The 14,257-nt window shown below is 35.5% G+C and carries 15 protein-coding genes; 11 read left to right on the plus strand and 4 right to left on the minus strand.

Annotated elements, in window-relative coordinates:
* Positions 1-84 precede the first annotated feature (84 nt).
* Positions 85-1,041, minus strand: coding sequence for a nuclease/transposase family protein (locus tag ACZYT3_RS09655; protein ID WP_464088497.1), 957 nt, complete (start codon positions 1,039-1,041; stop codon positions 85-87).
* 405 nt (positions 1,042-1,446) lie between these two features.
* On the opposite strand from ACZYT3_RS09655, the gene ACZYT3_RS09660 reads away from it, so the two are divergent.
* The 5 genes from ACZYT3_RS09660 (at position 1,447) to ACZYT3_RS09680 (ending at position 7,080) form a co-directional block, all read left to right on the plus strand.
* Complete coding sequence (locus ACZYT3_RS09660) at positions 1,447-2,271, plus strand: PRD domain-containing protein (RefSeq protein WP_464088498.1); 825 nt, start codon at positions 1,447-1,449, stop codon at positions 2,269-2,271.
* Positions 2,272-2,285: 14 nt separating this feature from the next.
* Positions 2,286-3,674 carry a PTS transporter subunit EIIC gene (locus ACZYT3_RS09665; RefSeq protein ID WP_464088499.1) on the plus strand — a complete coding sequence of 463 codons (1,389 nt, stop codon included), beginning with the start codon at positions 2,286-2,288 and terminating at the stop codon, positions 3,672-3,674.
* A 72-nt stretch (positions 3,675-3,746) separates the two neighbouring features.
* A complete protein-coding gene (locus ACZYT3_RS09670) occupies positions 3,747-4,238 on the plus strand; it encodes a PTS sugar transporter subunit IIA (RefSeq protein WP_464088500.1) in 492 nt (163 codons plus the stop codon).
* Positions 4,239-5,675: a glycoside hydrolase family 1 protein gene (locus ACZYT3_RS09675; protein ID WP_464088501.1), complete on the plus strand. Its 1,437-nt coding sequence runs from the start codon at positions 4,239-4,241 to the stop codon at positions 5,673-5,675.
* Entirely contained in the window at positions 5,668-7,080 is a 1,413-nt protein-coding gene (locus tag ACZYT3_RS09680; RefSeq protein ID WP_464088502.1) for a glycoside hydrolase family 1 protein, read from the plus strand. The genes ACZYT3_RS09675 and ACZYT3_RS09680 overlap by 8 nt, the downstream gene beginning before the upstream one ends.
* Positions 7,081-7,323: 243 nt before the next feature.
* Here ACZYT3_RS09680 and ACZYT3_RS09685 read toward each other — a convergent pair whose 3' ends face one another.
* Both ACZYT3_RS09685 and pgeF read right to left on the minus strand, forming a co-directional pair.
* A complete protein-coding gene (locus ACZYT3_RS09685) occupies positions 7,324-7,821 on the minus strand; it encodes a flavin reductase family protein (protein WP_294560521.1) in 498 nt (165 codons plus the stop codon).
* A 4-nt stretch (positions 7,822-7,825) separates the two neighbouring features.
* Positions 7,826-8,596: a peptidoglycan editing factor PgeF gene (pgeF, locus tag ACZYT3_RS09690; protein WP_464088503.1), complete on the minus strand. Its 771-nt coding sequence runs from the start codon at positions 8,594-8,596 to the stop codon at positions 7,826-7,828.
* Positions 8,597-8,769: 173 nt separating this feature from the next.
* On the opposite strand from pgeF, the gene ACZYT3_RS09695 reads away from it, so the two are divergent.
* The 5 genes from ACZYT3_RS09695 (at position 8,770) to ACZYT3_RS09715 (ending at position 13,177) form a co-directional block, all read left to right on the plus strand.
* Entirely contained in the window at positions 8,770-9,303 is a 534-nt protein-coding gene (locus tag ACZYT3_RS09695; RefSeq protein ID WP_294560516.1) for a GNAT family N-acetyltransferase, read from the plus strand.
* Positions 9,304-9,388: 85 nt separating this feature from the next.
* Positions 9,389-9,838 (plus strand): MerR family transcriptional regulator, encoded by a 450-nt coding sequence (locus ACZYT3_RS09700; RefSeq protein ID WP_294560514.1) that lies wholly within the window; start codon positions 9,389-9,391, stop codon positions 9,836-9,838.
* 1 nt (position 9,839) lies between these two features.
* The gene (locus tag ACZYT3_RS09705; protein WP_464088504.1) at positions 9,840-10,829 is read left to right on the plus strand and encodes an alpha/beta hydrolase; all 990 of its coding nucleotides are present in this window, start codon (positions 9,840-9,842) and stop codon (positions 10,827-10,829) included.
* A 267-nt stretch (positions 10,830-11,096) separates the two neighbouring features.
* A complete protein-coding gene (locus tag ACZYT3_RS09710) occupies positions 11,097-12,050 on the plus strand; it encodes a GNAT family N-acetyltransferase (protein ID WP_464088505.1) in 954 nt (317 codons plus the stop codon).
* Positions 12,051-12,058: 8 nt separating this feature from the next.
* Positions 12,059-13,177 carry a GNAT family N-acetyltransferase gene (locus ACZYT3_RS09715; RefSeq protein ID WP_464088506.1) on the plus strand — a complete coding sequence of 373 codons (1,119 nt, stop codon included), beginning with the start codon at positions 12,059-12,061 and terminating at the stop codon, positions 13,175-13,177.
* 45 nt (positions 13,178-13,222) lie between these two features.
* Here the strand turns inward: ACZYT3_RS09715 and ACZYT3_RS09720 are convergent, their stop codons facing one another.
* Positions 13,223-13,795 carry a flavin reductase family protein gene (locus ACZYT3_RS09720; RefSeq protein WP_464088507.1) on the minus strand — a complete coding sequence of 191 codons (573 nt, stop codon included), beginning with the start codon at positions 13,793-13,795 and terminating at the stop codon, positions 13,223-13,225.
* A 111-nt stretch (positions 13,796-13,906) separates the two neighbouring features.
* On the opposite strand from ACZYT3_RS09720, the gene ACZYT3_RS09725 reads away from it, so the two are divergent.
* The gene (locus ACZYT3_RS09725) at positions 13,907-14,239 is read left to right on the plus strand and encodes a winged helix-turn-helix transcriptional regulator (protein ID WP_464088508.1); all 333 of its coding nucleotides are present in this window, start codon (positions 13,907-13,909) and stop codon (positions 14,237-14,239) included.
* The last annotated feature ends 18 nt before the right edge of the window (positions 14,240-14,257 follow it).

Consider the following 14,257-nt stretch of genomic DNA (forward strand, 5'->3'; position numbering starts at 1 on the left):
GCTTTTTTTTGATCAATTCAGAATTTTAATATTTTTCTAAAAAAAAACAAAGCGTCTAATGTAGATACTTTGTTTTTGTATTCTTTACTTTGAAGTATGATTGAGATATGTAAGATACTCTTCCCTCTCTTTTGCTGGTATCTGCATCATATCGAATACTTCTTCTGCACTCATATTGTTATTCTTCATCATGTTTTGAATAAATCCTATAAATTTTAACGTTGTTTCTTCGATACCTTTTGTTATTCCTTCTGTCATCCCTTTTGCCATTCCTTCAGCCATACCTTTTTCAATGCCTTTGTTTTCCACATAATCGCCTAAGTTGCACATATCTCTGATCTCCTTTCTTGTTTCATCGTCCATGACGATGCCATACTCTTCCTCAAGGATCGCCAGCTTTCTTTCACTTTGGATCGTTTCATCCAGCAAGGTCTGCAGTAACCCTAAGATCTCTTCCTCGCTTTCTTTTCCCAGATAAAGCAGGATCACGGATAGTTTGTCGTAGTCTTCTTTTCTAATCCTATTGTATCCGACATGTACCTTTTTGTCCAGTGAGATTTCCGTAATGCTTCCTCTTTCTTCCTTTGGCGCATTCAAACAGATCCAGATCGAATAGACTTTTTTTAGGTTCCCATAATTGGAATGTCTGATCTGATCCTCATACTGCATGGAAAGCATTCTTCCACCATAATAGACACCCCTTGCCGATAAGGGATAGCCGGGATAGAAGTCATCCTGAATTTCGATATTGATATAGAAATCAATATCATGGATACTGTCTGGAAGACGTGCGACAAAGAAGATGTCGAAAACAGCTTTACCTTCTTTTAGGGAATCATCTTCAAACTGGGAAAGAAAAGGGGAGAAGCGATGGATGTTTTTCTGATTGACATAGATATCACGGATACAATCCTTAGCAATGAGGGAGACATCGAAGGATTTAAATTCACTGACACATTTTTTGAGGATATGTGCGAGGAAGATGGGGCGGGCGATAACCTGTTTACAAAACGTATCATACTGATAATTGATGTTTCTCATAAATTCCTCCTACTCTTATATATCCATCAAACCGTCAAAATTCCCAAAAATTATAAAAATATTTTCAAAAAAAATTAATGTATCAGATAGATGGCTGGATTCCATATAAATCTTGTGTGATTATCAATATATCTTATTTCTACTACATCTTTATAAAGATGATGATTGCTAAATTGTTGCTTTTTTATTTATAGAGATAAGAATCAAAAATTTTAAAAATACAATTGACAAAATGTAAGCGATTACTTATAATTTAAGTAGGCTTGTTACTTAGAGATTTCTTTAAGGCAATACCACAAATAATTTTTATTTGTTGTATTGCCTTTTTTTGTCCGGACATAATAATACAACAAATAAACAAAAGGGGGTGTTACTATTAATAAACCCAATTCTTTTTTCGTAAAAATGATTTTGAATAACAATGCAGTGATAGCTTTGGACGAAAACGGTAATGAAGTAATTGTTTGCGGAAATGGAATAGGTTTTTCTCATCGTAAAGGTGATTATATTTCATCGGACATCGCATCTAAAATATTTGTAAACTTTGATGATGAAAATAAAAAGAAGTTATTAACGATTTTAGATGAAGTGCCTTTAGATTGCATTGAGATTACAGATGAAATTATTAAACTAGCTGAAAAAAAGTTAAATAAGAGTTTAAATAAATCACTCTTGATCAACTTAGCGGATCATATCAATTTTACAGTAAAAAGATACCGCGAAGCTGTAACGGTGCCTAATCTGATGAATGAAGAAATTAAGCGTTTTTATCAGCTTGAATATTCGATTGGTGTAGAGGCTGTACATTTAATCAATGATTATTATCATATTAAATTAGATGAGGATGAAGCTACTGCGATTGCTTTTCATATCATAAATGCTTCTGATACGATGAACAATATCGAAACAAGAAAAATAATTATTGGAGTACGAGATATTGTAGGTATTGTTAAGGATAATTTAAAAGTAGAGCTTGATCAAGATAGTTTAGGGTATTCACGTTTTGTAATACATTTAAAATTTTTCCTAAAAGGTGTTTTAACGCATAATGTAGCAAATAATAATACAAAAAATGAATTTCTTATCAAATTGCTGTCGGAAACAAATCCTGATATCAGACATTGTTTAAATAATATTGATCAATATACAAAAAAGATATTTGGGTATAATTTGACGCAAGAAGATCGAATCTATTTGACCATTCATTTATTAAGGATTTTAGAGAATTAATTAAGGAGGATAAAATGTCAGTAAATGCAAAAGAACTTGCTGCTCAATTAGTTGAACTAGTTGGTGGAGTCGATAATATTACTTCGATTACACATTGTACGACGCGTATGCGCTTTAATCTGAAAAATAAGGCATTAGCAGAAACAGATAAGATAAAAGCTTTGAAGGGGGTCTTAGGTGTTGCAGATCAATCTGGACAATATCAAGTCATATTAGGAGAAAATCTTTTTTCAGTTTTTGAAGAAGTATCAAATAATTATGATATCGAAAAAGATGACATTGTCGATGAATTTCATGAAGAAGATTTAAAATCAACAGAAGAAAAAAATTTTAAATATTATGTACTTCAGGTATCTCAATTTCTTTCTTCTTCATTAGCACCATTTATTACAGTATTGTTTGGTGCAGGTATGCTTAGAGTTATTACAAGTCTAGCTGTTTATTTCTGGCCGGATATTGCAAATAGCTCAACTTATATTCTATATAATCATTTAGCACAAGTACCTTTCTATTTTATGCCGATTTTAGTAGCTTATGGCGCAGCTAGGACATTAAAATCAAATCCAGCCTTTGCCATTACAATGGCTGCTATGCTTGTTTATCCGAGTTGGGAATCTATGGTTTCTGCAGGGGATCCTGTAAACATATTTGGAATACCTGTAACTCTTATTACTTATTCAAGTACATTGCTTCCTGCTATTTTCTCAGCCATTTTGTTAGCATATTTGGAAAAATTCTTTTATAAAGTAATTCCAGGTGTCTTAAAATCTGTATTTGCACCACTTTGTACACTTGCAGTGGCATTTCCAATTGTAATGTGCATCCTTGGTCCAATTGGAAATATCGTAGGTGGATACGTAGTATCAGCATTTGTTTGGATCGAAGCAACTTTTGGTGGCTTAGGTGTAGGAATTTTTGCGGCTTTATTCCCGTTCCTTGTAATGATGGGTGTGAATATGCTCACTGTTGCGCCAATGACAGAATTGTTTACTCGTATGGGCTATGATAATTTCTTCAGACCGGGATATATCATCCATAACGTCGCTGAAGGAGGAGCTTGCTTGGGAGTTTTCTTAAGAGCGAAAAATAAAGATTTGAAATCAGCTGCATTATCAGCTGCCATTGGAGCAATTATCTCTGGTGTATCTGAACCATCTATATATGGTATTATGATTCCATTTAGAAGACCGTTAATTGGAGTAATGGCTGGGGCATTAGTAGGTGGCAGTATTGCAGGTTTTATGGGAGCAAAAGCATTTTCAATGGGATATTCTAGTGTTTTAGCAATTCCAATTTTCGAAAGTACGATGCTTGCGATCACAATAGGCATTATTGTATCGATTGTTGTATCCGCTGTGATTTCATTTGTTTTAGGAGTTGATGAATCTAAGTTTAAAAATTAAGGATTATAAGAGCTGAGGCAGAAAGTTTGTTTGAGCCTTCTGCCTCAAAATATATGGGAGTAATGATAAAAGATGTTGAATATATTTGCAAAAAGAAAACAAAAGAAAAATTGTATCTATTCATTTGCTGATGGATCATTAACACCTATTGAGAATGTAAATGATGAAGTTTTTTCAAAAAAGGTAATGGGTGATGGATTGGCTTTGAAATTGAAATCAGATATTATTCAAGCACCTTCAGATGGCATCATATCAATGATGTTTCCAACCATGCATGCATTTGGGATGAAATTAGATAATGGTATTGAGTTGTTGATTCATATTGGATTGGATACTGTTTCATTAAAAGGACATGGGTTTACAAAGATGGCAGAATGTGGTGAAAGAGTAAAAAAGGGGAAACCAATTATTAAAATTGATCGAAATTATATTGAAAAAAAAGGATACGATACCACTTCATTGCTGATATTTGTGAAAACCAATCATTACAAGATAAACTATTTTAATACAGGTGAAGTAAAAGGTGGTAAAGATATCATTGCGGTTTATGAGAGGAGTGAATGAATGAATCGATTTCCAAATAATTTTATGTGGGGTGCCTCAACTTCCGCATATCAGTTTGAAGGAGCGGCACATCTGGATGGGAAGAAATCTTCACAACAGGATATTATTAATAAATTAAATGAAGAAAAGTATGGTTTCGCAAATGCTGAGATAACCAGTGATCATTATCATCACTTTAAAGAAGATGTGAAATTGATGAAAGAGATGGGTTTAAATGCTTATCGTTTTTCCATTTCCTGGCCACGAGTTCTTCCCGATGGTACTGGTAAGGTAAATGAAAAAGGACTTCAGTTTTATAATGATTTAATAGATGAATTAATCAGGAATAAGATAGAGCCTATCGTAACTTTATATCATTATGATTGTCCGTATGAACTTGTAAAGAAATATGGTGGCTGGCTGAATCGTCAAATCATTTATGACTTTGAAGAATATTGTCGATTAGTTATCCATGCATTCAAGGACAAAGTAAAATATTGGACGACTATAAATGAACAGGGTATTATTGTTCAATTTTGGACGAAGAAATGTTTGATAGATGAAAAAGATCAAAAGAATGATCAATTAAGATATCAAATCAACCATCATATGAATTTAGCTCACGCAATTGCTTGCAATCTTGTACATGAATTAGTACCGGGAGGTCTGGTAGGCCCTGTAACAGGTTACTCACCTGTTTATCCTGCCTCTAACCGGCCAGAAGATGTGTTAGCTGCTATGAATGCACACGATTTACGTAATACTTTTTATTTAGATATTTGGTTTAAGGGTCAATATCACAAAGCTGCGATGACTTATTTAGAAAAACAAGGCCTTGCTCCGAAAATTAAAGAGGGTGATATGGAATTAATCCAAAAAAGCAAATCAGATTTTCTTGCTATTAATTATTATCGAAGTGATTGTGCATGTGCGTCACAAGATACCGATCAATTACGATTTATGGGAATCAACCTAACTGGTGAAAAAGGTAAAATTGATGGTTATGAAACACATCCGGGTTTTTATAAAATGTGCAAAAATGATAAATTGGAAACTACACAATGGGATTGGGCAATTGATCCAACAGGTTTAGAATATTTATTAAGAGATATATATACACGGTATCAAATACCTTTAATCATTACTGAAAATGGTATAGGAGCCAGAGATATTCTTACGGATGACTTTAAGATTCACGATGATTATCGTATTGATTATATGAGAGAACATATCCGACATATTCGTAATGCTATAGATTATGGAGTAGAGGTTCTTGGATATTGTCCGTGGTCTGCATTTGATGTTCTTTCTACAACAAATGGATATGAAAAAAGATATGGTTTGATTTATGTCGACAGAACAAATCAAGATATCAAAGAGTGTAAAAGATATCGAAAAGATTCATCATATTGGTATGAAAAAATAATTAAATCAAAAGGAGAATTACTAGATGAATAAGGTAAAAAAAGGATTCCCTAAAAACTTTTTATGGGGTGGTGCAATAGCTGCAAATCAAGCAGAAGGTGCATATTTGGAAGATGGAAAACAAATGTCAACAGCTGATATTAAAGCAAGAGGTTTTTTTGGCGGGATACGAAGAGATGCTGACTATTATCCAACACATAAGGCAATAGATTTTTATCATAAATATAAATGTGATCTAAAGTTATTTGCCGAAGCCAAATTTAATATATTCCGTACTTCAATCAATTGGACAAGAATCTATCCTACTGGATTAGAAGAACATCCAAATGAAAAAGGAATAAAATACTATAAGGAAATGTTTGGTTATTGTCATTCGCTTGGTATGAAAGTAATGGTAACAATTTCTCATTATGAAACTCCTTTATATTTGGTGGATCATTATGGTGGATGGGATAATCGTAAATTTATTGAATTTTATATGAAGTTTGTAAAGACAATCGTTGATGAACTGAAAGATGATGTTGACTATTGGCTTACTTTTAATGAAATTGGCAATGCTGCTGTTAAACCAATATGTTGGGATGCCGCAGGCATAGACCCTGAAAGTAAAAACCTTCTACAAAGAATGTATCAGGCCGCTCATCATCAATTTGTAGCTAGTGCATTAGCTGTTAAATATATACATGAAAATGCACCTTTGTCAAAAGTAGGAGCTATGATTGCATATAAGACGGTTTATCCATATACTTGTGACCCAAAAGATGTTGAAGCAGCAGAAAATGCAAAAAGAAAAGAATATTTCTTCTCAGATGTACAAGTAAGAGGATATTATCCAAGCTATATTTGGAAATATTTTGAAGATCATCATATCAATATTGAAATGCAGATAGGTGATGAGGAAATTATAGCTGCTTATCCAGTGGATTTTATTACTTTCAGTTATTATCGAAGCAGAGTTGTCAGGGCATCGGAAGAAGAACCATCAGAAATCACTACTAATACTTTAGAAGGTTTGACAAATCCATATCTTCCTAAAACAGCATGGGGATGGTCTATCGATCCTTTAGGATTAAAATTAGCTTTAAAAGACTTGTGGGATCGTTATCAGAAACCGTTATTTGTTTCAGAAAATGGGCTGGGTGCTACGGATGAATTGACGGCAGATTTTAAAGTTCACGATAGTTATCGAATCGATTATATGAGAAAACATATTCAAGCTATGAAGGAAGCAATTGAAGAGGGTGTCTATTTGTTTGGCTATACAATGTGGGGACCAATTGATATTGTATCTAATGGAACAGGTCAAATGTCAAAACGTTATGGAATCATTTATGTTGATTTAGATGATGATGGCAATGGTACAGGTGAACGATATAAAAAAGACTCTTTTGAGTGGTATAAAAATGTAATTTCTAATAATGGAGAAAGTCTAAAATAAAAAAGCGAAGATTGTTCCTACCCATTATGATAAAACATGACATCGGCAGGTAACGAAATAAAATCGTTACCTTTTATATTACTTTTTAGGTAATGATAAATGTCTTCTCCTTGCTCTATTCCGTTCGACTAATTCGAATCAGATCAATTTATATTTTTCAACTGGTCTGATTTCTAAGAAAATGCATTGCTGCAAAGATTACAGGTTCTTTCTCTCATAAAAAAACAGCGACGATAATCGCTGTTAATCTTTCACCAATACTTTTATGATCTCACCGGTATAGACACGATGATAATCTTTTAAAGGATAATTGTTTTTATCAACGCTCGAATCTGTGAACTGGCTTGGATCGATATCATAGACGGCAATCTTACGACAGATGATCGTGCACGCTGCCTGATCAAATACCGGTGCATGTTCGATAAACCTTGTTGTAAAGCCGCATGCCTCAGCTTTATTGATATCTCTTCCGGATTTGCTGCCACATAATTTTAAGGCATCCCGATAACTTTCATCAAAGAACGAACAGCTAAAAGTATCATTGTTTTCCATAAACTCATAGGTATAGCGCTGAGGACGTACATAGACATTCATGACATCCTTATTCCACAGATGTCCCATCATGCCCCAGGAAGCTGTCATCATATTAAACTTATCTTCACCGGCTCCTACTAACATCCAATCCTTTTTGATCATTTGAATCACATTTTTACTGATTTCAGAAGCATTGATTTCTTTCATTTTCTTATCCTTTCAACATAATAAATGACATATGGCGGCCACAATCCTTATCTCTTCTGAATGAGAAGAAATTTTCCGCATTTGAATATGTACAGTTCTTATCAACTGTAATATTCTTCATAGGTACGCCTTCATTCAGACATTGTAAACGATTTAATTCTTTGTTATCAACAAAACCCTTTTGCGTTGTTTCATTGAAATAATAAGTAGACGAGGTATCAAAGCTCATGGCCTTTACCTTTTCAATCACATCCAACCCTACTTCAAAATTGCTCTGGGTAATGCTGGCACCGATATAAACCTTAAGATTTTCGGGATTCACACCTTCATGCTCCTTTAAATAAGCGATCGACTTAGCGGTAATTTCCTTGACCGTCCCCTGCCATCCGGCATGGATCGCACAAACGATCTCCTTGATTGGATCCGCAATCAATACGGGCACGCAATCGGCATGAAAAACACCTATGCATACACCTTTTTCTTTGGTATATAACGCATCGGTATCATCAATGGCGCTTTCATAGTCAAAAACACCCTTGCCCAAATCCTCTTTTGTTACTTCTTTGATATGATCGGAATGTGTCTGCTTGGAAAAGGCACATCGATTTAAATCAATACCCAGATCTTTCGCAAAACGATTTCGGTTGATCATGACAGCTTCTTTTGATTTACAGACATGTAAAGCCATATTAAAAGCTTCCGGCTGTGAAGCCACCTTTAATGTTGTTCCTGCGATATACTGCGCATTATCTCTGACAATAATATATTTTTTCATAAAACTCACCTTTCATTATCTATTATTACATGGAAATAGTACCAAATGATGTCTAAAACATCTAATACCAATATTATACGTGATTTATTTGAAAAAGCAATCATGTTGATTGAAAAAGATACGCAAGCGCCCATGTAAACATGTTATAATAGTGATGATTCAGGAGGTATTTTATGTATTATAAAAAGCTTGTAGGCGAGCATCTGTATCTTTCACCGATGGATATTGAGAATGAAGCGGATATTATGACCAAATGGTTAAATGAGGATCAGGATATTGCTTATTTCAATGGTTTCTATGGAAGTCTTATGGGAGAAGATAAGATTCGTGATATGATGAGCCGATGGAATGAAGGGCCTTTTGTTTTCTCAATCGTTTCATTGGAAGATAATGCCTTCATGGGACATATTTCTTTATTCAATATCGCATCTCATGAGCTTCATGTGACCATGGGCATCTATCTTGGAAAAGAATATCGTCATAAAGGTTATGGCAGTGAAGCCATTAAATTATTATGTGATTATATCTTTGATACCCAGCGTTTCAATGCCATTCATTTAGAGGTCTTCGGTTTTAATGAACATGCTGTTAAGGCGTATAAGAAAGCAGGCTTTGTAGAATGTGGACGCTGGCATAAAGCCCTTTATCATTTAGGCGAATATCATGATATCATTCTCATGGAGCTATTAAAAGAAAATTATAAGTAAATCAGTGCAGGCTGATTTATTTTTATTTTATGCTTGACTTAAAGTAAACTTTAACTTATATAATACTGACAAAGGAGGAGGTTATATGTCCTATTCGATTCAGGAAGTTGCCGATATGATGAATGTCAATGCATCTACATTGAGGTATTATGATGCGGAAGGTTTGCTTCCGGATATCAAACGTGTCAATGGCAAACGAGTTTTTGAAGATAAAGATTTTAAGTGGCTGCGCGTGCTGAACTGTATGAAGAATATCCATATGCCCGTGAAAAAGATCAGGGAATATGTGGCACTGGCTCAACAAGGGGATGCAACGCTACAGAAAAGATATGATATGATCTTAGAACAAAAAAAGAATATCGAGGATCAGATCAAAGAACTGCAGAATTGCTACAAGGAATTTGAATATAAAGAATGGTATTATAAGACAGCACTTGCTGCCGGAACTGAAAAGGCAGTAGAAAATATAGCGCTGGAAGCACCGACGCTGGAAATTGATCAGATACCTGAAAATTATGGAAAAGGAGGATTTTAAAATGAGTGAGCAATTAAATTTAACGATGGAATGGGATAAGACATTCCCGAAAAGTAATAAGGTCAATCACCATAAGGTGACGTTTCATAACCGCTATGGCATCACATTAGCAGCTGATATGTATGAACCTAAGGATTTGCAGGGAAAGATGAGTGCAATTGCGGTATGCGGACCTTTTGGTGCCGTTAAGGAGCAGGCAAGCGGCTTGTATGCTCAGACCTTGGCAGAAAGAGGTTTTGTGACTCTTGCTTTTGATCCGTCCTTTACAGGTGAAAGTGGTGGCTTGCCGCGTTATATGGCTTCTCCGGATATCAATACGGAAGACTTCCAGGCTGCGGTAGATTTTCTTTCCGTTCAGGAAAATGTGGATCCGGAAAAGATCGGAATCGTTGGTATCTGCGGTTGGGGCGGCATGGCCTTGAATACGGCAGCACTTGATACACGTATCAAAGCAACGGTTGCTTCTACGATGTATGATATGAGCCGTGTCAATGCTCGGGGATATTTTGACGCTGAAAATACACCGGATGCCCGCTATGAAAAAAAGAAGGCATTAAATGCCCAAAGAATCGTCGATTATAAAAACGGCAGTTATGCTCTGGGCGGTGGTGTCGTTGATCCATTGCCGGAGGATGCACCTTTCTTCGTGAAAGATTATCATGCCTACTATAAGACAGAAAGAGGTTATCATCCACGTTCTCTTAATTCAAACAAAGGCTGGAACGTGATTGGCTGCATGTCCTTTTTAAACCAGCCGATCCTCCAATACATTAATGAAATCCGTAATGCCGTCTTACTGATCCATGGTGAAAAGGCACACTCCTGCTACTTTAGTAAAGATGCCTATGCCAATATGATCAAAGATAATCCTTATACGGATAATAAAGAACTGATGATCATTCCAAATGCCGTACATACAGATTTATATGATCAAGTGGATATCATTCCATTTGATAAGATTGAAAAGTTTTTTAAAGAATATTTGAAATAGGGAGTCAATCTCCCTTTTTTTACACATCAGGAAATTTCATTTTTGATTAATAAGAGAATGTAAGAGAAAAATAGTGATATATTATGATAATTTATATCATTATTTTTATAAGGACAGAAATGTCTTTAGAGCGTGTCTATAAGAAAGCTTCTTAAGTGGGTAATGAAGATAAGGAGTCACTTATTTGTATATGATCCAGATAACAAATCTTTGATTGTACGCTTTTCCATATAGTTTTATATTATTTACCTGTGATATAATATTTTCATGAAAAAAGTATATCTTATTGGCGGTACCATGGGTGTCGGTAAAACATCGGTATGTCAGTATTTAAAAAAGGAATTGTCGAATAGTGTTTTTCTTGATGGGGACTGGTGTTGGGACAGCTTTCCTTTTATTGTAAATGAAGAAACAAAGACCATGGTCATTGATAATATCGTATATCTATTAAATAATTTTATTCATTGTTCTGCTTATGAGCATATCATATTTTGTTGGGTCATGCATGAACAGCCGATCATTGATGCGATCGTTGAAAGATTAGATGTGTCACATTGTGATCTTTTTGTTTATTCATTGACAGCAGATGAAGAAACTTTAAAAGAGCGATTGAAAAAAGATATTGATGAGGGTAAAAGGAGTGCAGATGTGCTTGAAAGAAGTCTTGGAAGGCTTCCTTTATATGAAAAGCTTGATACGATAAAGATTGATACAAGTCATAAAACGATGGCGATGATCGCCGATGAGGTAATTCAAAATACAAATGATATAAAGCTGCGCCCATATCGTAAAGAAGACCTTGCTGTTCTTGCAAAGCTGTTTTATGAGTGTGTACATACGGTGAATGCAAAGGATTATACACAGAAGCAGCTGGATGCTTGGGCCGATGGCCAAATCGATGCGGAAAAGTGGCATCGCTCTTTGATGGAACATATCAGCTATGTGGCTGAAAAAGAAGGAGAAATCGTAGGGTTTGGCGATATCGATCCGGGTGGATATTTAGATCGCTTATATGTTCATAAGGATCATCAGCATCAAGGGATAGCAACTATGCTGTGTCAGCGTCTTGAATGTTCGGTGCATGTCCCTAAAATTGTTGTTCATGCCTCTATTACCGCAAGACCTTTTTTTGAGAAAAGAGGCTATCGTGTCAAAAAGGAACAGCAAGTTGAAAGAAAAGGGATCTTATTGACCAATTATGTCATGGAGAAAATCATTTAGGAGAAGTTATGGAAGTGTTGTATAGCGATAAAAATATGGTCGTTTGTATCAAGCCAGTAGGGCTTGATTCAGAAAAGCAGGTCGTAGAAATTCTTCAAGAGCAGCTGAAAGGAGAAATCTATCCGCTGCATCGCTTGGATATGAATGTGGGTGGGGTCATGGTGTATGCCCGTCATTCAAGAAGTGCGGCTTTATTTTCGAAAATGATTCAAGATCATGAAATGATCAAGGAATATGTGGCCATGGTTCATGGTGTCGTGCCTGAATGTGAAGTCTGGGAAGATTATCTTTTTAAAGATTCCCGGAAGAATAAAGTTTTTGCCGTGAAGAAGATGCGCAAAGGGGTAAAGCAGGCAAAACTGGAATATAAACGGTTAGGAATAGAAAATGATACCTCTCTTGTAAGAGTTCGTCTGCATACAGGAAGAAGTCATCAGATCCGCGTGCAGTTTGCAAGCCGAGGCTTTCCTCTTGTCGGCGATCATAAATATGGTTCAAAGGCCAAGGCTGTTTCACCTATGCTTTTCTCATGCCGGCTTTCTTTTCCTTACGAAGGAAAGACATATAGCTTTGAAGCTTATCCCATATGGGCACAAAAGATGATTCAGTTGGATATCCAAAGATTATCGAATCATTATGAAGTAAGAAGGCTTGAAAATGAAAATATCGATCAGATTTATGATCTATGTAAGGAGAATCCTTTATTTTATGAATATCATCCGCCCTTTGTCACCAAAGAAAGCATTGCAGATGATATAAAGGCATTGCCGCCGCATAAGGAATATAAGGATAAATATTATATCGGTTTTTTTGAAGGTGAACATTTAGTGGCATTCATGGATCTGATCTTGGATTATCCGAAGGCAAAGACGGCTTTTATTGGATTTTTCATGATGAATAAACATTATCAGGGAAAAGGAATCGGTACGCAGATCATTGAGGAAGCATTTGCTTATTTGATGGAAAAAGGGTTTGAAAGAGTCCGGTTAGCTTATGCGAAAGGTAATCCGCAGAGTGAAGCATTTTGGATAAAGAATGGTTTTATAAAAACAGGTTTGGAAATACCGAATGATTTTTCAAGTTATATCGTTATGGAAAAGGAGTTAGAGAAAAATATAAAAAAATAAAAGGCTGCAAGCCTCCTATTAATTCATTAGGTTTCTTTGCAGCCTTTATTTTTTCATGAATGGTACACCTGACTGCCAGGCCTGACCCACCTTTTCACCGATGGCGTAATATCCGCTTTGGAATTGATCAAATACGAAGGCATTGAGCTTTGCAGGATCTACCTTGCCTTTTTCATCTAATACTTTTTCGTCAGCTAATACATTGACGATTTCACCTAAAACTCGGAATCCATAAGCGGTGTGCTGACATTCAACGACCTTGCATTCAAGCGTCAATGGGAAATCAGTTACGATCGGAGCATCGACACGGCTGCTTTTTACAGCATTTAAACCGGATCTTTCAAATTTATCGGCCATCTTGTTACCTGTGGCAATGTCAAAGAAATCGGCTTCTTTCAGATGATCAATATCAGCAATGCTTAATGTAAAGGCATTGCGATTTTTAATGTTTTCTGCTGTCTTATGATCTTCATCAATATTTAAAGCGACCATATTCTCTGCACAGATACCACCCCATGCCATGTTCATGACGTTGACTTTATCATTTTCTGAATAAGTAGCAATCATCAATACCGGCATTGGAAATAAATAAGGTTTGACACCTAAATCTTTCAACATGTTTTTTTCCTCCTTTTGTCCTCTGGACAATGAACTATAATTTCATTATAATCAGAGTGGAAGGAAAGACAAGTACCTACTTTTTGGTTAGGTACTATCGTTAAGGTAAGTATGATCAAAAAATATATTGAAGATGCGAATTTTGAAGATACGGGATTTAGTTATACTTTATCTTTGATCAGTGGAAAATATAAGATGGTGATTTTATATTGTCTTATGGAATTTCAGCCGGTGCGTTTTAATGAATTGCAGCGGTATTTGAAAAAGATATCGGATAAGACATTGAGCCAGAATCTAAAAGAGCTGGAGAAAGATGGTCTGGTATGTCGAAAAGTTTATTCACAGATTCCTCCAAAGGTAGAATATTTTTTGAGTGAGAGGGGAAGATCGTTGATGAGCGTATTGGATGAGATGTGTGTATGGGGTGAAAATAACCGTGTATAATAAGAACGCGGTTTTTTT

This window comes from Traorella sp. mt218 (assembly GCF_055420025.1).